The sequence below is a fragment of the Myroides sp. LoEW2-1 genome (assembly GCF_009767705.1).
Taxonomy (GTDB): Bacteria; Bacteroidota; Bacteroidia; order Flavobacteriales; family Flavobacteriaceae; genus Flavobacterium; species Flavobacterium album_A.
This window is the reverse complement of the sequence record NZ_WSPP01000101.1, coordinates 1-25,841: the sequence shown is the minus strand read 5'-3', so window position 1 is coordinate 25,841 and position 25,841 is coordinate 1. Positions and strand designations below refer to the sequence as shown.

17 protein-coding genes are annotated in these 25,841 nt (G+C 34.2%); 9 read left to right on the top strand and 8 right to left on the bottom strand.

What is annotated here, in order from left to right; genetic code table 11:
• Positions 1-40 precede the first annotated feature (40 nt).
• Both GOQ24_RS06905 and GOQ24_RS06900 read left to right on the top strand, forming a co-directional pair.
• A complete protein-coding gene (locus GOQ24_RS06905; protein ID WP_160339373.1) occupies positions 41-604 on the top strand; it encodes a DUF1572 family protein in 564 nt (187 codons plus the stop codon).
• Positions 605-702: 98 nt separating this feature from the next.
• Complete coding sequence (locus tag GOQ24_RS06900) at positions 703-2,736, top strand: dipeptidyl-peptidase 3 family protein (RefSeq protein WP_160339372.1); 2,034 nt, start codon at positions 703-705, stop codon at positions 2,734-2,736.
• Positions 2,737-2,796: 60 nt separating this feature from the next.
• Here GOQ24_RS06900 and GOQ24_RS06895 read toward each other — a convergent pair whose 3' ends face one another.
• Positions 2,797-3,573, bottom strand: a complete 777-nt coding sequence (locus GOQ24_RS06895; RefSeq protein ID WP_155092371.1) for an AraC family transcriptional regulator — start codon at positions 3,571-3,573, stop codon at positions 2,797-2,799.
• A 101-nt stretch (positions 3,574-3,674) separates the two neighbouring features.
• Here GOQ24_RS06895 and GOQ24_RS06890 point away from each other — a divergent pair, with 101 nt between their 5' ends.
• Both GOQ24_RS06890 and GOQ24_RS06885 read left to right on the top strand, forming a co-directional pair.
• Positions 3,675-4,871 carry a CynX/NimT family MFS transporter gene (locus GOQ24_RS06890; RefSeq protein ID WP_155092370.1) on the top strand — a complete coding sequence of 399 codons (1,197 nt, stop codon included), beginning with the start codon at positions 3,675-3,677 and terminating at the stop codon, positions 4,869-4,871.
• 495 nt (positions 4,872-5,366) lie between these two features.
• Entirely contained in the window at positions 5,367-6,071 is a 705-nt protein-coding gene (locus GOQ24_RS06885) for a DsbA family oxidoreductase (protein WP_160339371.1), read from the top strand.
• A gap of 404 nt (positions 6,072-6,475) precedes the next feature.
• Here the strand turns inward: GOQ24_RS06885 and GOQ24_RS06880 are convergent, their stop codons facing one another.
• Positions 6,476-6,814: a hypothetical protein gene (locus tag GOQ24_RS06880; protein ID WP_160339370.1), complete on the bottom strand. Its 339-nt coding sequence runs from the start codon at positions 6,812-6,814 to the stop codon at positions 6,476-6,478.
• A 589-nt stretch (positions 6,815-7,403) separates the two neighbouring features.
• Here GOQ24_RS06880 and GOQ24_RS06875 point away from each other — a divergent pair.
• The 4 genes from GOQ24_RS06875 to GOQ24_RS06860 are packed head-to-tail and all read left to right on the top strand — an operon-like array spanning position 7,404 to position 12,399.
• A complete protein-coding gene (locus tag GOQ24_RS06875; protein WP_160339369.1) occupies positions 7,404-8,621 on the top strand; it encodes an exonuclease SbcCD subunit D in 1,218 nt (405 codons plus the stop codon).
• A 7-nt stretch (positions 8,622-8,628) separates the two neighbouring features.
• Positions 8,629-11,679, top strand: coding sequence for an AAA family ATPase (locus GOQ24_RS06870; protein ID WP_160339368.1), 3,051 nt, complete (start codon positions 8,629-8,631; stop codon positions 11,677-11,679).
• Between the two features lie 17 nt (positions 11,680-11,696).
• Entirely contained in the window at positions 11,697-12,008 is a 312-nt protein-coding gene (locus GOQ24_RS06865) for a hypothetical protein (RefSeq protein ID WP_160339367.1), read from the top strand.
• A gap of 10 nt (positions 12,009-12,018) precedes the next feature.
• Positions 12,019-12,399, top strand: coding sequence for a DUF2752 domain-containing protein (locus GOQ24_RS06860; RefSeq protein ID WP_155093015.1), 381 nt, complete (start codon positions 12,019-12,021; stop codon positions 12,397-12,399).
• A gap of 9 nt (positions 12,400-12,408) precedes the next feature.
• Here GOQ24_RS06860 and GOQ24_RS06855 read toward each other — a convergent pair whose 3' ends face one another.
• The 5 genes from GOQ24_RS06855 to GOQ24_RS06835 form a co-directional block, all read right to left on the bottom strand.
• Positions 12,409-13,566, bottom strand: a complete 1,158-nt coding sequence (locus GOQ24_RS06855; RefSeq protein WP_160339366.1) for an MFS transporter — start codon at positions 13,564-13,566, stop codon at positions 12,409-12,411.
• A 77-nt stretch (positions 13,567-13,643) separates the two neighbouring features.
• Complete coding sequence (locus tag GOQ24_RS06850) at positions 13,644-18,485, bottom strand: DNA repair ATPase (RefSeq protein ID WP_160339365.1); 4,842 nt, start codon at positions 18,483-18,485, stop codon at positions 13,644-13,646.
• A gap of 120 nt (positions 18,486-18,605) precedes the next feature.
• On the bottom strand, positions 18,606-20,681 hold the full coding sequence (locus GOQ24_RS06845) for a flotillin family protein (RefSeq protein ID WP_155093018.1): 2,076 nt from the start codon (positions 20,679-20,681) through the stop codon (positions 18,606-18,608).
• A gap of 27 nt (positions 20,682-20,708) precedes the next feature.
• Positions 20,709-21,440: an OB-fold-containig protein gene (locus GOQ24_RS06840; RefSeq protein ID WP_160339364.1), complete on the bottom strand. Its 732-nt coding sequence runs from the start codon at positions 21,438-21,440 to the stop codon at positions 20,709-20,711.
• A 222-nt stretch (positions 21,441-21,662) separates the two neighbouring features.
• Positions 21,663-23,330 carry a formate--tetrahydrofolate ligase gene (locus tag GOQ24_RS06835; RefSeq protein WP_160339363.1) on the bottom strand — a complete coding sequence of 556 codons (1,668 nt, stop codon included), beginning with the start codon at positions 23,328-23,330 and terminating at the stop codon, positions 21,663-21,665.
• 293 nt (positions 23,331-23,623) lie between these two features.
• Here GOQ24_RS06835 and GOQ24_RS06830 point away from each other — a divergent pair, with 293 nt between their 5' ends.
• Positions 23,624-24,205 carry a PhnA domain-containing protein gene (locus tag GOQ24_RS06830; protein WP_155093021.1) on the top strand — a complete coding sequence of 194 codons (582 nt, stop codon included), beginning with the start codon at positions 23,624-23,626 and terminating at the stop codon, positions 24,203-24,205.
• 281 nt (positions 24,206-24,486) lie between these two features.
• Here GOQ24_RS06830 and GOQ24_RS06825 read toward each other — a convergent pair whose 3' ends face one another.
• Positions 24,487-24,897, bottom strand: coding sequence for an NUDIX hydrolase (locus GOQ24_RS06825; RefSeq protein WP_155093022.1), 411 nt, complete (start codon positions 24,895-24,897; stop codon positions 24,487-24,489).
• Positions 24,898-25,841 lie beyond the last annotated feature (944 nt).

The window sequence follows — 25,841 nt, the reverse complement described above, 5'->3', positions numbered from 1 at the left end:
TGAGAATACATTATTTCTTGTTTGCTCATCTATTTATTATTTGAAACAAACTTACTACCTTAAGTTAGCTTATGAAATATGTGGTTGCTCGCGTGGATACGATAAAACTGTCTTACTATTATCTCAGGAGGAGTTAAACTGGAAAGTAAATGAGGAAAGTAATACTGTAGCTGTACTGATGCGTCATATTACGGGTAATTTACTTTCGAGATTTACTAATTTCTTTACAGAAGACGGAGAAAAGGAATGGAGAAAGCGCGACGAGGAGTTTGCGGTAGGCTTTTACGATAGACATGAGTTGATTTCTAATTGGGATAAAGCGTGGAATGTATTGTTTGCTACGATAGACAGTATTGATGAGCATAATATCGAGACTATAATTAAAATTAGAAACCAAGATCACACAGTAGGGGAAGCACTATATCGTCAATTAGCCCATTACCCTTATCACATTGGGCAAATAGTTTTTATCGGAAAGATGATAAAGAATAAAGATTGGCAATCTTTAAGTATTCCTAAGAATAAATCAACAGATTACAACCAAGAAAAATTTAGTAATCCTAATTCTGAGAAACATTTTACAGATAATTATTTAAATAAATGAGTTTAAAATTTTGTAGTTCGTAATTATGTGTGGACATAATTATAGATGTTACGTATAGAATTTTATATATTTGTTGCTACACGAATAAATAACACATTATGAAATTAAACACAGTAGCTTGTATGGTATTAGCTTCAACTATGTTACTTTCTTGTGGAGAAACAAAAGATAAAAAGGAATCTCAAGACACAACGGAAGTAGCTGAATTTAAATACAGTGTTGACAAATTTGCTGACATTGAAGTATTGAGATACCAAATTCCTGGATGGGAAGACTTAACTCTAAAGGAAAAAGAATTAGTTTATTATCTAAGCCAAGCTGGTTATGTAGGTCGCGATATTATGTGGGACCAAAACTACAAGCATAACTTAAAAATTCGCAAAGCACTTGAGAATATTTATGTGAACTATGAAGGAGACAAGGAATCAGAAGATTGGAAAAACTTTGTTACTTATTTAAAGAGAGTTTGGTTTTCAAATGGAATACACCATCATTATTCAAATGACAAAATAAAACCAGCTTTTGATAAGGCGTATTTTGACACGTTGCTAAAAGAAACAAATACAACATTAGACAATGCAGTTGCTGAAATCTTGTTTAATGATGTGGATAGTAAAAAGGTTAATCTTGATTCAAAGAAAGGTTTAGTTACTGGATCAGCTATTAATTTTTACGGAGAGGGAATTACTGATGAAGAAGCCGAAACTTTTTATGCAAATATGAAAAGTCCAGATCCTAATCGACCATTATCGAATGGATTAAATTCTAAACTGGTAAAAGAAAATGGAAAGTTAGTTGAAAAGGTTTGGAAAAGTGGAGGAATGTATGGTCCTGCTATCGATCAAATCATCTATTGGCTTGAGAAAGCGATAACAGTTGCAGAGAATCAAAAGCAAGCTGATGCAATCGCTTTGTTAATTAAATTTTACCAAACGGGAGATTTAAAATCATGGGATGATTACAATGTAGCATGGGTACAAGCGACAGAAGGTAATATTGATTACAACAATGGCTTTATTGAGGTTTATAATGACCCATTAGGACATAAAGGTTCTTATGAAAGTGTTGTTCAAATTAAGGACTTTGATATGTCAAAGAAAATGGAAGTACTTTCTCACGAAGCGCAGTGGTTTGAGGATAATTCTCCATTAATGGATGAGCACAAAAAGAAAAGTGTGGTAGGAGTAACTTATAAAACAGTTATTGTAGCATCCGAATCAGGTGATGCTTCACCGAGTACACCTATCGGTGTGAATCTACCGAATGCTGACTGGATTAGAGCAGAACATGGATCTAAATCTATTTCATTGGGAAATATTATTGATTCTTATAATCACGCTGGTGGATCTGATCGTTTAAAAGAGTTTGTTCACGATCAAGAGGAATTTGAATTAGAAGAAAAGTACGGTGAGTTAGCAGATAAGTTACATACAGCCTTACACGAAGTAATTGGACACGCTTCAGGACAAATTAACGATGGAGTAGGACAGCCACAGGTAACACTGAAGAGCTATGCTTCTACCTTAGAAGAAGGTCGTGCAGACTTAGTAGGATTGTTCTATTTATATAATCCTAAATTACAAGAGTTGGGATTAGTGGATGATTGGAAAGCAGTAGGAAAAGCAGCTTATGATGGATATATTCGAAATGGATTAATGATGCAATTAGTGCGTTTAGAACCAGGTGCTGATATTGAAGAAGCACATATGAGAAACCGTCAATGGGTGAGTGCTTGGGTCTTTGAAAAAGGACAAAAAGACAATGTGATTGAAAAAGTAGTAAAAGACGGTAAGACGTACTTTAATATTACAGATTATGAAAAATTACACGATCTATTTGGACAATTATTAAAAGAGACACAGCGTATTAAATCGGAAGGAGATTTTAATGCAGCAAAAGCATTAGTTGAAAACTATGGTGTGAAAGTAGATCAAGCTATTCACAAAGAAGTTTTAGAACGCAATGCAAAATTTGATTCGGCTCCTTACAGAGGATTCGTTAATCCGTATATTGTTCCTGTTAAGAATGATAAAGGAGAGGTAGTTGATTATAAAATCGAACAACCAGAATCATTTGCAGATCAAATGTTGTACTACGCTAAAGAATATAGTTTCTTACCTGAAAATAATTAATAGTTATTTTTTTACAATATGTAAAGCCAACCTCCAATAGAGGTTGGCTTTTTTTTATGATTACTTTGTTTGATTTATAAAATCAGTAGGTCGTTGGCCCAATAGTTTAGTAAAGACATTGCTGTAAGACTGCGCACTGTTATAGCCTACGAGTATGGCGATTTCACTGATACTATATTGTCCTTCACTGAGTAGTTCGATTGACTTGATGATGCGTACCATCTGTATATATTTTGCAATGCTAATCCCTGTTTCCTTTTTAAACTGCCGCTCTAATGTTCGAATACTCATAAAGCATATAGCAGCTAATTCGTCTATCGGTATGGTTGATTGATAATGTTGGTGAATATAAGCTGTTGCATCTAATAATACTTTTGTTCGGGGAACTGGTGTAATAAGAGGAACAGCATTCTTGACAAACGAGGGAAGTTCTAACAGTATCGCTCTTAAAAACGTCTGTTCACTTTCGTCATAATTCATATTCATTGACCATTTTTCGGTGTACATTATCATTTCCCTAAGAACTGTAGGAATTGCAAACAGGTATAATTCCTCATAGAAGTTTGGCAAGTCCTCAACGTCAAAATACAAAGTACGCAAAGAAACGTGTTCTGATGCATGTGTTGTTTTATGAGGCACATTCGAAGGAATATAAGCTACGTGGTTTTGTGGTAATAAAAATTGACACGATTCCACGTGTAGATATTGATACCCTGATTCAACATAAACTAACTGAGCTTTCTTGTGATGATGAAACTCATTATTGTGTTTCCAGTATTCTGCATGCCATGAAAAAGCAGGCTTTTTTACTTCATCGACTAATTGCGGTTTACTCATACTTGTCGTTTTAGTTATGATATATGGCGAATATAATCATTTATCTGAACTTACCTTTGTACTCTTAAATAACAATAGGTAATTTTTTAAAACAAACAACCATGGAAAAAGATATAGAACAAGTTTCTAAATTAAAGAAACTACTAATGTTTTTGGGGATCATCTTTGTCGCTTCGAATTTGAGAGCTCCACTTACATCTGTTGGACCAGTAATAGCAGAGATTACAAAGGCACTTGAGTTGTCTAATACAACAGCAGGTTTGATTACAACGATTCCCTTAATGGCTTTTGCTTTTCTATCTGGGATTGTACCGCGTTTTTCACGAAAGTATGGAATGGAAGTTATTCTGTTGCTTTCATTAATTATATTGACAATAGGGTTGATTATTCGACCTTTGGGAAGTATTGCGAGTTTATTTATTGGAGCAGCTTTAGTGGGAACGGCTATTACAGTAGGGAATGTTTTAATGCCTGCATATATTAAGAATAATTTTCCAACTAAGGTAGGAACAATGATGGGGATTTACTCTGTTGCGATGAATTTAACTGCTGCTTTAGCTGCTGGTTTTAGTATTAGTTTAGGACATTTTACGGAGCTAGGATGGAGAGGTTCTATCGGTATATGGGTGGTATTGAGTATTACGACAATTGTCATTTGGATTCCTCAAGTAAAGAAAAAACGAATTGATCCTGTTAAAGGGAATTTTGCAATTGATGAAAATAAAGTGAATTTATATAAATCAGGATTAGCTTGGGCTGTAACTGTTTTTATGGGTGTACAATCGCTTTTGTTTTACTGTTTAGCAGCTTGGTTGCCAAAGGTTGTGCAGACTTGGGGAGTATCGGAGGTTGAATCAGGTTGGATTTTATCTTATGTACAATTCGCCCAGTTGCCAATGACGTTTATCGGAGCTATTATTGCCAGTAAAATGAACAACCAAAAGTTCTTAGCTGCTTTATCAGGGATATTGTTTACTATAGGAATTTTAGGTGTTGTCGTTTTTAAGACAGAGTATTTATTACTGTGGTGTATACTAATAGGTGCAGCAAGTGGATTGGCATTTAGTTTATCAATGCTTTTCTTTGTGTTGAGAACCAAAAATGCAGTACAAGCTGCTGATCTTTCAGGAATGGCACAATCGTTTGGTTATATGATAGCAGCAGTAGGACCACCATTGTTTGGAGCGTTTTACGACATGACACAATCTTGGACTACCTCGTTAGGTTTTCTGTTAGCGATGTCTATAACACTGATTATTTCAGGTATCATCGCAGGACGAGATACTTGGGTAGAATAGAATAGTGAAAAGAGCGGTTGTATCAATTAACAATCGCTCTTTTTGCATTTAGATAAAGTTTATTTCAATCTACATAATATTTCTATTAAGTAACATAGTTTGTTGTTGTCACTATAGAAAGGAGTGTTTATAGCGGTTGGTTGCAATAGTTAAATACTGCATAATGTCTTACTTATTAGCTTCTCCACTATTAGTACCCTCTAAACTATAGCTTGCTTGTATTGTTTATTTTGACTTGGCTTGTATAGTTTCTTTCGCTTAATAATTTATAAGAGATATTGAGGTGATAATTGTTTTGTAAAATATCTAAGAGCAATTTTAAAGAGATAATAGCAGTAGTCATCTAAATACTAAAATGTGTGTTTTATTTTTAGTAAGGTGCTGAGGTTACCAGGGTATATATTTTATGTAATGTTAAAAAGGAAGTGAAACACAGATTAAAGCTGTATTTTTGAGAATAGACATTTTTGTCTATAATTTTTTAAAATGAAAAATATGAAAGTAGAGATATGGTCGGACATTATGTGTCCGTTTTGCTATGTTGGAAAAAAGCACTTTGAAAGTGCATTAGCAGCATTGCCTTTTAAAGATAAGATAACAGTAGAATGGAAGAGTTTTCAATTAGACCCTACTTTACCAGCAGAAGGTGCTGATATTTCTACAAAGGAATACTTAGTACAACGCAAAGGTATGCCAATGGAGCAAGTTGAAGGTATGCTAAATCATTTAAAACAAGCAGGAGAAAGTGTAGGTATTGTATTTAATCAAGACAAGTCAATTCCCGTAAACACTTTTAGAGCTCATCGATTTATTCATTTTGCACAAGAACAGGGCAAAGGGAATGAAGCAGAAGAGGCATTGTTTTATGCTCACTTTACAGCAGGTAAAAACGTAGGTAATGTAGATGAATTAGTTAGCTTAGGGGAGCAAATTGGTTTGGATGCTACAGCTGTGAGAGCTTTTTTATTAACTGATGAACAATCGGATGAGGTGAAAGCGGATATAGTTGAAGCTCAAACTTTGGGAATTTCTGGTGTACCATTTTTTGTACTTGATAGAAAGTATGGAATCTCTGGAGCACAACCAGTAGAGGCTTTTGTAGAGGCATTAACTCAAGCTTATCAAGAGAGCCAACCTGGTTTTGAAATGAAAGGTGATAATGGAGCAGGTGCTTGTGGACCTGATGGCTGTGAGATTTAAGGATCTTAAAATAACAATTGAACACATTACTTAAAGTAATGTGTTTTTTTTTGAAGTCTCCTGTACATAAGTTATCGAGTTCTTGTAAGACCGAAAATATAAAAAGCCATTCACGACTAATGAATGGCTTTTTAAAGTAAGTGTCTTTCGTATAATCTAAAATTTATCTAGCACTTTTACAATTGATGGTTTTTGACAGAATTAAGCCATTTATTGTTTTACATAAAGATTATACAAATACGGTTAAGATGTGTTGTATCTTTCCGTTAACAAATATATACCCATTTATCTCCATTTAAATGAAAGTCTTCAAATAGATATGCACAGATTTATTAACAATTCTAATAAAAGTTCCTTTAGAATCGAATCGCAAATCTTCTTGTTGAACTAAAGGAGGTCAAATTTTATTTGAAATTCAAGTAATATATTGGTATTTCTCCTTTTTCGGCTAATGAAATTGAATCAAGTGTATTAAGGTTATCAAGGTCTTTGTTCTGCAGTAAATTGTGAATCTTGTACAGTAACTCAAATAATGAAAAAGAGTGCTGATTATCCGCAGTTAGTGTTGCTTGGATTTCGACAAGATAGCTACCGTCTTCATCGTCTGGGTCATCTTCTATGATATCTTCACCATCTAATAAGTCTTCGCATTCGTGTAGTTCATCAATACTTGATAACCAAGCTTGGTATTGTATGATTACTTCAGCGTGATTTATCACTGCCTTAGTTAGTAGTGAATACATATTTATACTTGTTGTATCGTCTTTTATAGATGTTTCAAGATCTATATTGAATAGTATGGGGTCCGAATAAAGCTTTTTCGAGAATACCCAAGGTAGATTAGAACATAACATAGTATGAATGATTAGGTACTTAAATTTAAGAAAATAAATGAAATCTAATATTAAGAAATTGTTATGTAAATAGTTGTTTTATAGATTTTTAAGTCTGATCTGTTTGTTTTTTGGAAAGTGTTTGCTAAAATTGAATGTAATCAACATGAAGGTGTAGTCGTGTACTTTAAATTTGAATAACTGTTTACCCTAAGTCAATCTCAAATAGGAATAAATTTTAATCCTTTTCAAGAATCAAAATTTGCAAGTAACTCATCGCGAATTTTTATATAATTACTTCCAGCTGTAAAAGGTAAATGAATAACTTGATATTGAGGATATTTGAACACCACAAAGGGTAAATGATATTTACTATGAAGGGATTTCTCTTTTCAGATAGGAGTTTTTTTAACTTTTCAAAAGGCTTAATCTGTCTATTAAATGCAAGAGAAACCTTGATATTGTTAGTATCTTTGGATTCAGAATAAAAGAGTAAACAATGGCATTAAAGATTCTACATACTGCGGATTGGCATCTTGGAAAGAAACTCGATAGCTATAGTCGGGTGGAAGAACAAAGAGAGGTTTTAGAGGAAATTTGTAAAATAGCAGATAGAGAAAAAGTCGATTTAGTTTTAATAGCAGGTGATTTGTTTGATACATTTAACCCACCGATTGAAGCTGTCGATCTATTTTACAGAACACTCAAGCGATTGGCAAAAGATGGAGAAAGACCGGTCATTGCTATTGCAGGTAATCACGACAGTCCGGAGCGAATAGACGCTCCAGATCCTTTGGCACGTGAGTGTGGTATTATTTTTATTGGGTTCCCTAATGCGGAAATTTCAAAGTACGAGATTGAGAATCAATTCAAAATCAGTAAGACTGCACCAGGATTCTTTGAAATAAGGTTAGCCACTTTTAAACAACCTATTAGAATATTTCACACCCCATATGCCAATGAAGTAAGACTTAGAAAAGCATTAGATATCGAAGACAAATCAACTGCATTAAATGAGATACTAAAAAGTAGTTGGAGTGATTTAGCTAATAAGTACTGCAAAACAAAAGGAGTGAATCTATTAATCTCACATCTATATATGCTAAATAGAAATGGAGAAGTTTTGGAAGAACCTGATGGAGAAAAACCATTAAAAATTGGGAATGCAGATATGATTTACAGCGATATTATTCCCGAACAAATACAGTATACTGCTTTAGGACATTTACATCGAGCACATCAGATTGGCCAAGAAGAACGTCCTGTTGTTTATTCAGGTAGTCCTTTAGCTTATAGCTTTAGTGAAGCTGGGCAGCAAAAATATGTGATAATTGTAGAAGCAGAAGCTGATAAACCAATCTCATATAAGCAAGTTCCTTTGCAAAAAGGGAGGTCATTGGTTCGCATGAAGTTTGATAATGTAGACGAGGCTGTCTTTTGGTTAATGGCTAATCCAAACCAATTGGTAGAGTTAACCTTAGTAAGTGATACTTTTTTAAAAGCAGATGACTTAAAGCGAATTTATCAGGCTCATGATGGGATTATCTCTATTATTCCACAGGTTAAATTAGAGAAAGGACAAACAGAGGCGAATTTTAAGCAAGTGAATTTAGAACAAGATATGAGCGATTTGTTTAAAGACTATTTTAAACAAAAATACCAAGGGCAAGAACCTAATGAAGAGATTATGGATTTGTTTAAAGAAATTTTAAATTAGTGAGTGTATGATACCTATAAAGTTGACGATTGAGGGATTATACTCTTATCAAGAGAAACAGACTATTGACTTTACAAGTTTAATTGAAGCTGGACTATTTGGGATTTTTGGTAGAGTGGGCTCTGGTAAATCTTCTATATTAGAAGCTATATCTTTCGGATTATATGGAGAGAGTGAACGATTGAATGCGAAAGATAATCGCGCTTATAATATGATGAACTTAAAATCTAATCGTTCGTTAATTGACTTTGAGTTCTTTAATTTCAAAGATGAGAAGTATAGAATTTACAGAGAGTTCAAAAGGAATAGCAAGCGATTTGATGATGTAAAACGCGGAGAAGCTATCTTATATCAATGGAAAGAGGAAGAATGGGTTCCGTTGCCTGATCTAAACATAGAAGGTGTAATAGGCCTTAGTTATGAAAATTTTAAGCGTACAATCATTATTCCTCAAGGACAATTTAAGGAGTTTCTTGAACTTGGAGGTACTGCTCGTACAAAGATGATGCAGCAAATATTTGGTTTGGATAAATTTGACTTATCATTTAAAGTTAAGGGTATTCTTGCGGAAACCAAGCAGAATTTTGATCAACTGCAAGGTCAGCTTCAGAGTTATAGTTTAATTAATCAGGAATTACTGGATACTAAAGAAAGTGAATATAGCAAGAGTGAAGCTTTACAAGAGCAGTTAACGGAGCATTTTAAGCATGAGAATACGGTCTTTCAGCAATTGAAAGCAGTTAAAGATGATTTTGATACTCTTGTTCTTCGCAGGGAAGATGTAAGTAAATTAGAAGCAGAAGTTCCTGCTATTAACGATAAGAAGCAAGAGCTTATTCGCTACGAAAATTTAGATAAGGTATTTCGTATTCCACTTAAAGAAGCTGATGCAATACAATCTCAATGGCAAAGTAAACAGAATTTGTACGCTCAGTTTAGCAAGGAGGTTGAAGAAGTGTCAAAAGAGTTTGTACAAGTAGAGAGTACTCTAAAGAGTATTCAGCTTGAATATGCTACTTTAGAGCAAAAGAAAGCCGAGTTCTATGAGTTTGGTTTGATTAGAGATATAAAGAAGTTGTTTGTACAGCAAAATGATATAGAGCAAGGGATGACGTCAAGTAATCAGCTTGTTAAAACAGTAGGGGACAAGTTGGTAGAAAGTCAACAACTCTTGTCACAAAAGGAGCAAGAGTTAAATGCTGTAAAACAGAGTCGATTAGATACGAATTTGCTTTTATCTATTGATACTTGGTTCCAACAATTTGATTATTTAAACAAAACTATTTTTGATTATAAAGAGAGTTTAGATAAAGCAAATGCTGAAATAGGAAAAATTGAATCACAGATTAAAGGTCTTCGATTGAAAAACCCTTCTAATTGGAAAAATGAAATAGCTGAGTTTCACAGTTTATTTAATAACAAGCAAGAGGTTTTAGAGGAAGAAATAAGACATTTAGCAGTCTCTCATCAACTTACGCAGTTTGCCAATGACTTACAGCAAGGTACACCTTGTCCTTTGTGCGGTTCTCTATCTCATCCCAATCTATTACAAGGTCAGGATGTAGCTAAGACAATTGAAGATAGAGAGTCTAAACTCAAAGATATAAAGGATAAGCAAAAGCGATTAGTAGGATATGAAAGCAAAGCAAGAGGTTTGTTTGAGCAATACAGTTTCTATGGAAATCAGAAAAGTGAAGTTGAGCAAAAGTATTCGTCTTTACAACACGAGTTGCAACAGCATACCCAGCAATATCAATGGGGGAATTATGTTTCCTTAGGAGATACTAATCAATTAGTTCAGTTAAAGCAAAAGGCTAGTGAAGTTCAGAAACAAATTGAATTATTGGAGTCACATTGTAAGCAATTGAGAAATGAAGTAGAACAGAATAGGCTTTCAGTAGAAAAGGCAACAAGTGATTTTAGAACCTATGAGTTGACACATACAAAAGTGCAAAGTGAAATCCACTCAAAAAGCACACAAATTATACGCCTAAATCTAAATTCGTATTTGACTTTAGCTGATAGCTTGATTGAACAAGAAGCGCAACAGCGCGAGCAAAAGATTAAGTGGATTGAAGCCGAACACACGAAAGTAACAGCGAGATTTCAAGAGCTATCTTCACAACTTACAGCTTTGCAAACAAAGTGCAAAAGTGCGGAGGAGGAGTCAAAAGAGTTAGAAAGTGCAAATAAAGTATTACAGGACCATATTGCTACTTTGCTTAACACACACGCAATTGAATCAATAGAGGAAGTTAAACAAGTATTGAATATCGCAATTGATATTAGTGAGCAACGCAATTTCATTCATGAGTTCGAAACTAAATTAGCTGTAGTGCGTAGTCAAGTTTTAAACTTAGAAGAAAAGTTAGCCAAGGTTTCTTTTGACAAAGAGCGATTTGAAAAGCAAGAGGTTTTAGTAGCCAAACTTGAACTTGAGCTAAAAGAGGCTACTGAGGTTGCTGCAAAATTAAAAGGGGAAATTGAGCGAATTAAGCTGGACCTTAATACTAAAGCTAAACTATTGGTAGAGTACGATGGTTTAGAAAAGAGATTAAAGAACATAACTATACTAAAGAATATGTTCGATGGAGCAGGTTTTGTTAATTATGTATCTTCGATTTATTTGAAGAATTTATGCGATATGGCAAATCATCGTTTTCACAGGTTAACTAATAATCAGTTGAGCTTACAGTTGAATGAGAATAACGATTTTGAGATTATTGATTACTTGAACGAAGGTAAATCGAGAAGTGTAAAAACCCTTTCAGGAGGACAGAGTTTCCAAGTGTCTTTGTCCTTAGCTTTAGCTTTAGCTGAAAGTGTTCAAAGTTTGTCTAAGTCAAATAAAAACTTTTTCTTTATAGACGAGGGATTTGGAACGCAAGACACAGAATCTGTAAATGTTGTCTTTGAGACTTTAAGTAATTTGCACAAGGAGAATCGCATTGTGGGTATTATTTCTCACGTTGATGAATTGCAAGAACGCATGCCTATTTCTTTATCAGTAGTGAAAGATGAAGAAAATGGAAGTATGATTACGGTTAATAATGTATAAATTAAAAAAGTACGGGAATGGAGCATGGAAATAACAAGCTTAGAAAGTATAAGGTATTAGCAAGAGTTAATGTCTTTTTAGGTTTTTTTTCTTTGTGGTTTATAGGTATTCTCTTAGGAGTAATTGCTTTATTTAGTTTTAAAAGAGCAAATGCTTTTTTACAAAAGGGAAATAATAAACAGGTCAAAAGATTGTGCAAAAACATTATAGTATTGTTCATTATCACACTACTTTTGGTGGGATTGAACATCTTTATCTTCACTTCTTATATCGCAGAAATAGGAGGTTGGAGTAATTTTTTACTTGAAATGAAACAATCTTCAAATTAGATTAGCTACCATGATAAAAATCGGCCTACGCTTTGTGTTTTACAGTTTGCCACTTGTTGTACTTTATTATTATTTACAATATTTTGGTACCGATAACAATGAAGGCGTAGGCTGTTATATTTACGATACATCTGGATGGTTGTGCCCTGGTTGTGGAGGACAGCGTGCCCTTCATTCCATATTACAAGGGCATTTGCTTGAGGCATTTCACTTTAATCAATTGATTTACATTTATATTCCTTTGATTGCAATATTGTATATTGCTTTTGTTGAAACTTTTGTTTTGAAGAATAAGAGAATAAGAAATTACATTCATTTCCCGAGGTGGTTTTCTGTTTTTCTAATCGTATTGATTGCTGCCTTTACTATCTACCGCAATTGGAATAGATAGGCTATTTTACTAATCTTTTTGATGAATCGTGATGAATCTACTCAATAGTGAGATCGCTAATCCAAAGAAAGCTACGATAGCAAATGCAGTCTTTAATGACGAGTGTTGTGCAATAAAGCCTATTACAGGAGGGCCTAAAAAGAAACCGATAAAACCGATACTGGTAATCAAAGTCAATGCTTGTTGAGGTGGCATAGATTTGGTGTGACCTGCTAAGTTATAACACATCGGTACTACAGCAGATACCCCCAGTCCAACTATCATAAAAGAAATAATCGTCGTATATACACTTGGAAACATTACAGAGGCTCCTAATCCAATAAAGAGTAAAACACCACAGATAAGTAACGTTCTCTGTTCGCCATATTTTCTCACTGTAAAGTCAGAAATAAAGCGTCCACTTGCCATTGCAAACATATAAGCTGTTAGGCCATATCCTATAAGTTCAATAGGAGCATGAGTGACGTGTTTCATATATTCACTGGACCAGTCAGTCATCATTCCTTCTGCTACCATTGCAAAGAAGGCTAATAAGCCAAGCATAATTAAGTTTCTATCAGGTAATTGGAATCCTTTTTTTTCTTCTTTTATAGGACTGTCACTTTGTGGGTTTGTATCCTCAGGTATTAAGTATTTGAACAATAGAAGGGAGATGATAATACCTACTGTAGAATAATAAATAAAGTGTTCGATAGGAGGGACATAACTACTGATCATTTCTGCACCTATCCACGAGGCAGCAAAACCTCCAATGCTCCATGTTCCGTGTAGAGAGCCAATGATTTGTCCTTTGTATAATTTAGAAACTTTGATAGCCTGCGTATTGATAGAAATATTCGTGATATTACTAATGGCTCCGAATAGTACTAAATTTAGCTTCAATTGCCACAGCACTTCCCAATAGCCAATACCAACTAATAATACAAGATAGGTTAATAAAAAGATAAGAGTTGCTTTCTTGCTCCCCAGTTTCTCAATAATTTTACCTGCAATAGGAAGTGTGATTAAGGTTCCTATTGATATATAGAGAAGTACAAAACCCCAAGCGGAATCATTTACTCCAAAAGCTTCTTTTATCGTAGGAATACGCGAAGCCCAAGAGGCTGAAATCCCTCCAAATATAAAGAATAAAACAGTTACGGCTATACGTGCTAAGTGTTTTGACATAGTTCTTTTTGATTGAAAGCTGTAAATGTATGAATAAATAAAAACGGTCTGTATATTTACAGACCGTTGAAGTACTTTTATTTTTTAATCGCTTTTGCGATACTCTCTAAGTTTTGATTGAAGTCCATTAATTGACTTAATACTTGTGCCGTTTGATTGTCTTTACCGGCCATTCCCAACTTGTTTTGTTTGGCGAATATATCTTTAATTTCTGTCCAGCGTTGGAGCTCTATTCCTGATAGTCTGCCTGCGAGTTCTTTTAATTTTAGCAAATTAGCTTCTGTATCAGAAGTCAATGTTTGTGATTCGTTTTCGTAGTGTGTTAAGATTAACTCATCTATTTCACTGTCATTCATTAAGGGAACAATTTTACTCATCATTTTATTCATATCGCGATATGACCCTTGAAGTTTAAAGGCCGGTTCTGTACGATAAGCATTGTCCATACTTGCACTTAGGATATATTGTTGGTTTACCTTCAAGACAATATCTCTTACAGCGATTGCTTTCTTTAAAACAGCTGTAAATTCTTCTATTTCTTGTCCACTGAAGTTTCCTTCTAAAGAAATTGAATCTTCTGATTTGGTTTCTATATGATTGATTAGTTTATAGAAATCGTCTAAAGAATTGCTGCTCAATTTCTGCAAATAAGTATTCTCAGCAATTGCATTTTCTAATAAACTCAATTTAAACAAATCTTCTGTGCTACCGATGACGTCTCCCAAGTTATAGGTATCTGCACGGTTGGCTAACATATCTGGTATTTGGAATTTTTCTCCAGACTCTGTATATGGGTTACCTGCCATAATGATACAAAAACGCTTACCTCTTAAATCATACGTTTTACTTTCACCTTCAAATATACCATCCATCTTACGCTGTCCATCAGCAAGAGAGATAAACTTCTGTAAGAACTCAGAACTACAGTGTTGGATATCGTCTAAGTATAGCATTACGTTATCCGCCATTTCGAACGATAAGTTGATCTTCTTCAGTTCTTCACGAGCACCGGAAGTCTTCGCTTCAGTTGGATCGATAGAAGTAATAGAATGACCAATAGTAGGCCCGTTAATCTTGACAAAGTGCAAGCCTAATGCATTTGCTAAATACTCCATTAGTGTAGTCTTACCATATCCAGGAGGTGATACTAACAATAACATTCCCATTCGCGCAGTACGCTTACTATCCCCGTGTACCCCAATCTGCTTGGCTAAGTTATTACCTATGAGAGGAAAGTACACTTCATTTATTAGTTTGTTACGTACAAATGAAGTTAACACACGTGGTTTCAACTCATTCACTTTAAGTGATTTTTTATACGTTGAAAGCAACATTTCTTTAGTAGCAATAAAGTCAGTAAACATTGGTATGCGCTCTGTTTCGAAACTCTCTAATCTTGCTATAAAATTGTGATAGTCTAAAGTATAGGTGTCATTGACAATTAAAGGATGATTGCCTTTGAGATTCTTTAGTACTATTGTATCACTACTTTCTTTTAAAGTATAGTTGTATTGCTTTTCAAATAATAGTAAACAACAAGTCTCATCAATGTATTTTTTATACTCACTTACTTTTGGCTCATTGTCAATATAAGAATACAGCCAGTTTTGAATCAAGTAAAATGCATCTAACCTACTTAAGTTAACATCGTTGATGTCATTTTCAAAAGTGATGTTTGCATTTCTTTGCTGTAAGAAAGCAATAAATTGTTTCTTTAATTGGGAAGCTTGTACAGTTTTGGTAAAGAAGATACCTGTAGCAAATTCTTCATATAAATAATGTGCTATTGCTTTTTGATATTTTATATCGCATAATGGAGACGCCCATGAAGCGTATAATTCCTCTAATTGACTAAGTATATATTTATAGTTTGTACTTAGAGGAAATACCTTTTGTACTGCAGCTGCACTACTTATACTTTTCAAAATGTTATCTCTTACGACTGTGTCTAATTCATACCAAAAGATTTGTGCAGATACGCGGATAGCTGGAGCATAGGTTAATATACCTAAGTCTTTGCGCAACTTTAACAGGGCTTGCGTAATCTCTAATCCGTCAAAGTCGTGTACTCCTTTTAAATACCCTTCAGAGTAGTTCTGTTCTGTTCTAAACTTAACTGCTTCATGAATATCTAATGAAGGATTAGTACGTAACTCTTGTATTATTTGATAAGCTAAATACTCTGCTCTATAGACCTCATTATTCTCAGAGATGATGTCTTGATTCCATATCTCTTTATAAGTATATATCTTGTCATCTGTGATAGGATACGAAAAACTTGTACCAGTAAGATGATAGTAAAGCGTATCATTGCGTCTGACAATTGTCAAATCTAAAGGTTGTTTGTTAACCAAGAACTTGTGAGTACCTAAGCTAATGATATTCTCTCCATCGGCAAATAAGTCTTGCTTATCTCTAAGCGTACGCAGTGCATCTTCTTGACTGGTTTTAACACTGTTCTCTAAGTTTTCTGCTTTAGAGACATCACCTAAATCTTTTAATTCAATAACCAGTTGACGTACTTTGTCCACCATTAAATCAGTAGAGAAGAAAGCCAATATTTCTTCTTTTGACTTAAAAGATGCTGATTTGTTTTCGATATTCTTTAGGATGCGCAGCCCTATCTGCTCTAACGAACTTGTACGTCTATTGATTTGCTCAACTAACTGTGTTTTTCGCGTGTCAAAAGCCTTTGAAACTTCTTCTCGCTTATCGGCTATCTTTAAGATAAAATCATCGAAGTCAGCAAACTTACTCTCCAGCTCTTCTACCTGTACACTTACTTTAGAATGGTATTCGTCACACTTTTCGGGTGAATTGGATAACTCTAAGAAGTTGATAATACTCTGATCAAGTAGAGTTAATTGAGCGTGAAATTCTGCGATAGACTCATTGGTACGCAGAGAATCTATTTTTCTCTTTAACTGAGAACGCACTTCATTTAGCGAAGCAAAGATGACAGATATCTTCTCAATAATCTTTGTCGCCTGGGTAGTGTCCTCTATTTTTAAACTATTCAGTATATCGATTAGCAATTCTAATTCACTGGATATAACCTTACAGTTTTCATCAATAGCATTAGCGTCAATAACCTTAACTACCTCATTTACTTTATTCTTTTGATCAATAACCTTTTGTTCATAAGGAACTAAGGCTTGTTCCTGTAGTAAGAATGCAATTGTTTTATCTGATAAGGACTCATTGGTCTTACCTAACTGTTCTTGGTACTTTTCCAAGATAGTTAAATCGACATATTTTGTTTGACGGGCACTAATTACCTCTCCTAACAATTTTCTGTTTTCAGCTAATAGATGCACTAAACTTTCAAGGGTGTCTCCTTTGGCATTTTTAACATTAAAGAGTTGTTTATCTACCTTTTCTTTTAGCTCCGTCAATAAACCTGCAGCCCTTTTACGTTGTTCTTGTACCTTTTCGAACTCGTCTATTGCTGTATTTGCAATTCCCTTGATCTGTTCTAAAGGTTCATTTAAACTTTTGGTCTCACTCGTTTTAATCCAGAAATAAGCATCTATGATGTCATTTGCTTTCTTGGCTATGTCACCATATAATCCTTCATACGAATCTTCTTTATCGATGAGGTGAATAATCTCTTGACATTCAGCCATTGCTTTGACGATGTCTTTATTTCCAATTTTGTATAAGTGATTTTCTTTTTGTTCTTTGTTTTCTATTAATGTAGCAGTGTATGGGGTTTCCCATATCTGTACGACATGATGTCTTACCGCTTCATTTTCTGAACGGAAATAAATTAACTTACCATCGTTGAACAAGGTAAAACCACTACATACGATAGGAGTTTCTACTTGTTGTTTGATGATGTTATAAGACATCAAGGTGTAGATGTTGTTTTCTGCTTGATAGAATAGGTATAAGAAGTCCTCTCCATTGTGGGAAGGAATGGTTCTGATGAACTCTAAGTTCTTGACAGTATTGTCAAATATCTTATAATCACCATTTTGTAAATAATACCCATTGGAGAAGATAATACCTTGACCATCAGGTAATAATATACCTGTTTCATTTAGAGCAGGTACATTGATGACTTGTTTGGTTCTGTTGTTAAAGATAAATGCGCGAAAGTCTTCTTGGTAAGGCTTAATGCGGATGGCAATAAAATTACCCAAATCAGCGTAGAAGTAATCAGCATCATCTAATTGTTGATCTATATTGTTAACCGGTTCTGAGTAGATACCCTGTCCCTTGTCAGTATTGTCTTCTATTTTAAAAGTGATATCTCCTCCGACAGCTTCGATGAATACTTTGTCTTGTATAGAGATATGAGGGTGTATACCTAATCGTCTATTTTCGAGATTAGTTTTTACCCAATTGAATTCAAATTGAGGACTTTTTACTACCTCGTGTATGCTTCTATCATCTTGATAGATTAACTGATTATCCTTTATAAGCCATTTAAAAGCTTTTAGACTATCGGCATTTTTACTTGTTTGAAATACCATATAGAGGTAATTCTCTGTCTTCTTAAATCTACTGAAGATAGAATCTCTATAGTATTTGTATAAGTTTTTGTAATCCTCAATGAAATTAGCATCATTGATAAAGTCTAAAGGTTGAGGTAAGAATTGATTGTCTTCAAAGCGATAAATGCTAAATACATCGCTTAGTTGAATATCCGTTTTAAGGCCAAAGTGTACGTTATAGGCAAAAATACAGATAGAGTCAAAGGCAATTATACCTCTGGCAGTACAGTTGTTTTCTGTTGTTATACGTTGATTGGCAATAAGTTTAAGGTCAACAGAAGTAAAGACATTTTTTCTATCTTCATTAAGGGCATTTAATCGTTGGATTAAATCTCCTTTCTGTGTCTGAAGCCTTTTCTGTATGATCTCATAAGTATTAGAATCAAGCGATTCTATATGTTGGTTTTCTAATTCAGCCATAGGTAATTAATACTTTGTATCAGTGAACGATCACGAATACTTAGGTAAATGAAGGATGAGATAGGGGATAGGATAAACATCACCCTTTTCTTTAGAAAAGAGTGATGTCAAAATATTCTGTTACGATAATTTTTTATTACCTATACCAAAGCTCTGAACTGCATCGGCAATACTGCTTAACAATCCCATATTGTCTTCTGTTGCGTTTTGTTGCATCTTTAAGACTAATGATGCGATACTAAGGTTTTTTAAATCTTCAGTGGTGATATTAAATTGACTCGCATAGTGTCTTATGTTGTTAAACAACTCGCCTTGACTAATTGTAGAACCATCACCTAATAAAGCTAATTTAATATCTTGTGCATTCTGACTCTTGTCTATCAATTGATCAAATCCTTTAGCACGACTCACTTGGTTAATGATATTTTCAAAGAACATTGTTTCTCCTCCTACGATGTCAATCTTAGCTGTTTGTAAAGCGGAAGACAATACCTCTGCTTGAGATTTAGCAATGTCTTTTTGGATATTTAGAGCAGCCAATTCTACATCTTTTTCTTTTTGAAGTTGTAGTTTGAACTCTTCGTGTTCTTTTCCTACACCATCCATCTGCTTCATTGCTTCTGCTTTTTCTTTTAATCCTTCAGCATCTGCAATAGCTTTTTCTTTGATAATTTGGGCTTCAGCCAATCCTTCTTTTCTCTTAGCTTCTGCTTTCGCTTCAATACCTGCAGCTTCTGCAGCTGCGATGCGTTGTATTTTTGCAGCGTCAACAATACTTTGTTGCTCGACTGCTTCGGCTTTAGCTTTGATTACTTCTGCCTCTGCTAATCCAAGAGTAGCGTCTTCACGAGCTTGGGCATCTGCCAGTATTTTACGAGCTTCTGCTTGTTTAAGTGATGCTTCTTTTTGTGCCTCTGCTTCGATTAACATTTGTTGAGAAATCTGTTCTTGTGCAAATTTTTTAGCTTCAGCCTCTTTGATTGTTCTGATTAAGTTTTCTTCAGCTTGTCTACTTGCTTGAGTGATACCTACTTGTTTCTCTCTTTCTACAGAACGGAATGCTTCCACATCCTTAATACTTTGTTGTTCTTCCACTACTCCTTTTTCTAACTGTACTCTTTCGCGGATAACATCTTGTATTGTTTTTTTCTCTTCCTCCACTGCGCGTTCTTTGTTAATTTGCGCCAAGGTTACGATACGCTCTCTTTCAGTTTGTTCTAACGCTCTATCTTTTTCAACTCTTTCTGTTTCTACAGCATCTGTTCTCTCTTTGTTTTTTGCAGCAATAATTACTTGGCGTAGTTTGTTTTCTTCTAACACAGCTAAGCTTTCTTCTGTTGAAATACGTACACTTTCAGACTTTAAGCGTTCTTCTTCACGTACCTTTTGAATTTCTGCTTCTTCACGAGCACGAATATTATCGACTTCTCTGCGTTGCTTTTCTTCTTTTTCAGATAATTGTCTTTCTAATTCTAAGATGGCTTCGCGAGCTTCAACATCTTGTTTTTTGATTACTTTTTGCTCATCTCTACGGATAAGGTTAGCATTGATGTTTTGCTGAGCAGTAAGTTCTGTAATTTTCTTAATCCCTTCAGAGTCTAAGATATTCTGTGGATCTAAGTAAGAAATGTTCGTTTGCTCTAAGTAGTCAATAGCACAGTCATCTAAAATGTACCCATTTAAATCTCGACCTATGATATTGATGATTTCTTCTCTAAATTCTCTACGCGCTTCGTATAATTCGATGAACTCAAATTTTTTACCTACCGTTTTTAAAGCTTCCGAAAACTTTGCTTCAAAAATATTGCGAAGTGTTTCTACATCACTTGCACGTTCACATCCCAGTGTTTGTGCTACGTTAATAACGTCTTCAATAGACTTGTTTACCCTAATAAAAAATGCTACCTTAATGTCTGCACGGATATTGTCCTTACAAATAAGTCCTTCATTTTGCATTCTATCTATTTGAAGTTTTTTTACAGAGATATCCATAATCTCCATTTTGTGGAACACTGGGATAACGTAAATCCCTTTGTTAAAAGCAACTTTTGTTCCTCCAACCCCTGTTCTTACAATAGATTTACCTTGTGGTATTTTTTTATAAAACGATGCAAGTATTGCAAAGAATAATAAGACTAATAGAAATAAGGCTCCAATAATTATGGTTATCAATGTTCCTATACCAAACTCACCCATAGTTTTTAGTGTTTGTAGTTAATAATGTTATTGTATTTTCTGTACTTGATATATATTTTCTGTTTTTGATTTGTTGACGATAAGCACTTTGTCTCCATATTGTATAGGAGTGCCATCTGTGCTCGTCGCTAATATTTTAATTGGATCTTGGTTGATGACAATCTCTACGTTCCCATATTTATCTGCCGTTATACTCGACAACATAGTCCCTTCTTTTCCTATGCAGTTAATAGCTACTTCTCCGTGAAACCCAGTGTCTTTTAAAAATTTAACCAAGGGAATAGTTGCGTAATGTGTCAAAATAACTGCAATAAAGGATAAGGGGATTAAAATAATTGCTGACCACAATCCTAAACTGGCAACTTTAGGGATAGTTGTAGTTAATAATGTTCCTGCCCAAGTAAAAAATTTGAAAATGGTCAGTATAATCATAAAGGGAATTTTGCCGACATTCATAAATTCGAGTATCTGCATAAATAAACCTGGCTGTCTGACATTGACATGATCGGCTAAGTCAACCTCTTTATCGTGAATGACCTCTACATGATTTTGTTGTAAATCAAAATCAGTATCTACATTAGCATCTATATCCACATCAACGTCGATATCAATTTCAGGCTGTACATCCATATCAATATCAAAACCGTCAAACCCTCCTAAGACTGCCGAAAATATCCAATAGATAGTAGATATTCCCATTAATACAGTCATGATTGCATTAGGTAAAGGATTAAATAAATGATGAATAATCTCTGTCATTTAATAATATGTATGTTTTTAATATTTTATTTTTTAATATACTGAAATAGTGTTAACAAATATAGTAAAAATACACATGGTGAAAATTATGTTTTTTTATATTTTGTTAATTTATTTTTATTTTATTAATTTGTAATACTCTGTTAAAAGTTAATGCAATTAAAAAAAGGTATTGAACAATTCGTCAATACCTTTTTTTTGTTTTCCTATATGAGATGTAAATTAACTTAATCCTTCTATTAACCCATCGACAAAATCAATTCTCAATGCTTGTGGTGATTTAGGTAATCCAGGCATACGCATAATATCACCAGCGATGGCAACGATAAATTCTGCACCTCTGTTGATCACGATGTCGTTAATCACAATATCAAAATCTTTAGCTACACCATAAGCTGTTGCATCTGCAGAAAAAGAATATTGTGTTTTGGCAATACATACTGGAAACTTATCCATAGCTGTGTTTCGAAGCTGAGCTAATTTCTTTTTAGCTGCAGATGAAAACTCTACATTATTAGCACCGTATATTTTCTTAGTTATATTTTCTATCTTCACTGAGATAGTATCTTCATCTTGATAAGGAAATTGTAAAGGTTTGCTCGGATTAGTTGCAATAGTATTAGCTACAACTTCTGCTAATGCTTTTGCACCTTCACCTCCTTCTACAAATGCGTTATTAATAGCAAATCCGATATGATTGTCTTTACAATATTGTTCTACGATAGCTAGTTCTTCGGCATCATCAGTAGCGTATTTGTTAAAGGCTACAACGATACTTTGCCCATATGACTTGATGTTTTCAACGTGCTTAGCTAAATTGTCTAAACCTTTTTGAATACCTTCTATATTTTTAGTCTTGATTTCATCGATTGCTACGCCTCCGTGCATTTTTAATCCTTGAGCAGTAGCGACTACTACCGTCAACTTCGGCTGTAAGCCAGACTTACGACATTTGATATCAAAGAATTTCTCAGCTCCTAAATCTGCTCCGAATCCCGCTTCTGTAATCACATAGTCTCCGTAGCTCATCGCCATTTTAGTTGCAATAACAGAGTTACACCCATGAGCGATATTAGCAAATGGGCCTCCATGTATAAAAGCAGCTGTATTCTCTGTAGTCTGTACTAAATTGGGATTTAGTGCATCTTTAAGTAAAACTGTAATCGCACCAGCAACGCCTAAATCTTTTACAGTAAACATACTGCCGTCATATCTATATCCTAAGAGAATGTTTTCAATGCGGCGACGCAAATCTTCTATATCTGTAGCTAAACAAAGGATTGCCATAATCTCAGAAGCAGGAGTGATATCAAAACCTGATTCTTGAGGAACACCATTAGCACTACCTCGAAGTCCTGTATTGATATAGCGAAGACTTCTGTCGTTTACGTCTAAAACTCTTTTCCACAATATCTCCTTGATGCCATTTTCTAAAGATCTATTTTGATAAATATAATTGTCAAATAAGGCACTAATGGTATTGTGCGCTGAGGTGATAGCATGAAAATCGCCAGTGAAATGCAGGTTGATATTCTCCATAGGTAATACTTGCGCGTATCCACCTCCTGCAGCCCCACCTTTCATTCCGAAGCATGGACCTAATGAAGGTTCGCGTAGTGCTACTACGGCTTTTTTACCTATTTTATTTAATCCCAATGCTAATCCAATAGAGACAGTAGTTTTGCCAATTCCTGCTTTTGTAGGGGTGATGGAAGTAACTAATATGAGGTTTGATTTATTGATGCCTTCTGTGTCCATCTCACTTAAAGGAACTTTAGCCATATATTTCCCGTAGGGAATTAATTCATCAGGGTTCACACCAATAGATTGGCCTACATCTTGTATTCTTTTTAGCTCACTTTCGCGAGCAATTTCGATATCTGTTTTCATGTAAAATAATAGTTTGTGTTATTGATTAGTAAAGATAAGGTTTTTTGACACTGTCTTTCTGTTTATTCACCAGCTATGAGGTATTATGATGAATTGTGTAATGATTTAGAACGCTATTTAGGTGAAACCACAATTCTAAGAACTAATTTTTAGAAGCATTTTAAAAAATTAAGTGTTTTGTTAAATTCATATCTGTGCAATAAAAAAGGTTTAATTACTGAAGTGTTTTATTATTTTTTATATCTAAATAATAACATATATCTTTACAACTTTAATAATATATTGTTTTATAAATGAAAACTGAAGCGCAATTAAAAGAGAGAAGTGGTAATAAATGCGAACTATGTGAAGCAACAGGACATTTGAATGTGTATGAGGTACCACCAGCGGCAGCTAACGAAGCAGATAGAGAAATCTATATTTGTGATACTTGTTTAGAGCAAATTGAAAAGAAAGCAGAGTTAGATGCAAACCACTGGCAATGTTTAACTACTTCTATGTGGAGTGAGTTTCCTGCTGTTCAGGTTGTAGCTTGGCGTATGCTAAACCGTTTCCGCAATGAAAGTTGGGCGGCCGATAGTTTAGAGATGATGTATTTAGATGATGAGTTGTTGGAATTTGCTAAGTTAACAGGTGATCATACTGGAGATGGAAGCGTTGATTTGCATAAAGATTGCAATGGAAATATACTTGTCGGTGGAGATACAGTTACCTTAATTAAAGATTTAGATGTAAAAGGATCTACAATCAATGCTAAAATTGGTACTGCTGTGCGTAATATCCGTTTGGTACACGATAATACTGAACAAATTGAAGGAAAAATTGACGGTCAACAGATTGTTATTTTAACGAAGTTCGTCAAGAAACAAGCTTAGTGATTGTTAACGATATATAAAGCCTCTTAGTCTTGTCCTAAGAGGCTTTTGTCTTTTCTATAATGTACTTTGATTTTTATAAAATCCATTGGTTAACAATCAGTAATCAACTGTAGCTCTATCTTTTATAGAATGGGTAAGCGCAGTAGAGAGCATATAATATTAGATCTGTTTGTAGAGAGTTGCGTATATATATCCTTTTGAAGGAGTCATCATGCTGAGCAACTCTGCTCTAAGTAAGTTCACCACTATGAAAAAAATGTGGTGCATGAAATAGTGGACTACTTCATAAGTTTAAGCCAAATAGGAAGACTAAACTCTTTTAGTAAATGTGCGAGTTTCGTTTCTTGATAGTTATCTATTGTTAACCATTTAATTTCTTCAATTTCTGATGCAGGTTGTATTTCAGTATTATTTACAATAATATGGTAAATATGAGCTGTGACAATTGTATTTGCTTCGTTAACTGCTGTTGTACTATGTGTACCTAATAATTTTATCTCGTTTGTTGTAATAGTCAGACTTAATTCTTCTTGCAACTCTCTGATTAATGCTTGTTCGGGAGTTTCTCCCTTTTCTATTTTTCCGCCAGCCATCATATAATAGATGGATTTTTTTTTGCGCACAGTTAACATGCGATTGTCTTGATCAGTAATAAGAGCTGAGGCTAAATAGATCGTGGTAGTATTCATTTTGTTTTTTTGGCAATTTAGTAAACCTTAGGGGATATGTCAAGATTGAAACAGTATTACTCATAGTATTAATTGAGAATAGTTTATCCATTGTCTTATATTAAATTTTTATTGACTTAATGGTGAATGTTTGATAGGAAAAAGTAAAATAATATTTTGTTCCTCTCAGGAATGGTAAAGAAAGGCTAAAAACAACCTTTCTCACTTGTGTAATTTAGCAGCTTGCTATTACTGCATTAGTCATATTAAAGAGTAATCTTCATTTTTGCGATTAAGAAAAGGTGTCTACAGGATTTAATAGCCTCTATGATGACTTCGTTTTGTGTTTTTCTATTGTAACCTAAATACGAAAAGTTTTCGGTTATAGAGAAAATTACTGTAAGATTGGAGGTAGTTTCTTTGGGAATTCGAGGGGCTTTCTTGGGGGTTTCTTCGGGAAATACCCCTTTTTGCGAGTAAAACCCCAAGGATACTCAAAGAAAAGTGCAAGAAAGTCCAAGGAAATGATGTTTTTAGTTTGCTTGAAGTTTTTGCTATCAAGAAGAATGTGATCAAATGTTGTTCGAAGTAAATTTTTGTTTTAAACAACGCTGTGTGTTTGTAAATATGCTTAAATGAAGTTTAGTGAACAGATAACTAAAGAATTAGAGTGTAATTTAGGGAACTTATTGTTTTCTTAATATGGAGTATGATGCCTTTTCAATTCTTCAGGACTTTTTTAGCGAGTTTTGATTTCTCTTAGATAAGGTAAATTAATTACTTTATTTCTAAGCTACTTCTGCAAAAATACCAAAAGGTGAAATTAATTTCTTTTTGCTTATGTATATAAGTATGCGTCATAAGTGGTTTTACTATTTTGCTATAACTGAGTTTTTACCTTAATTTCAACTTTTGTCGTTGATTCTTTTTCTTCAATCATTACTGTCTAAAAAATGTATTAGTAA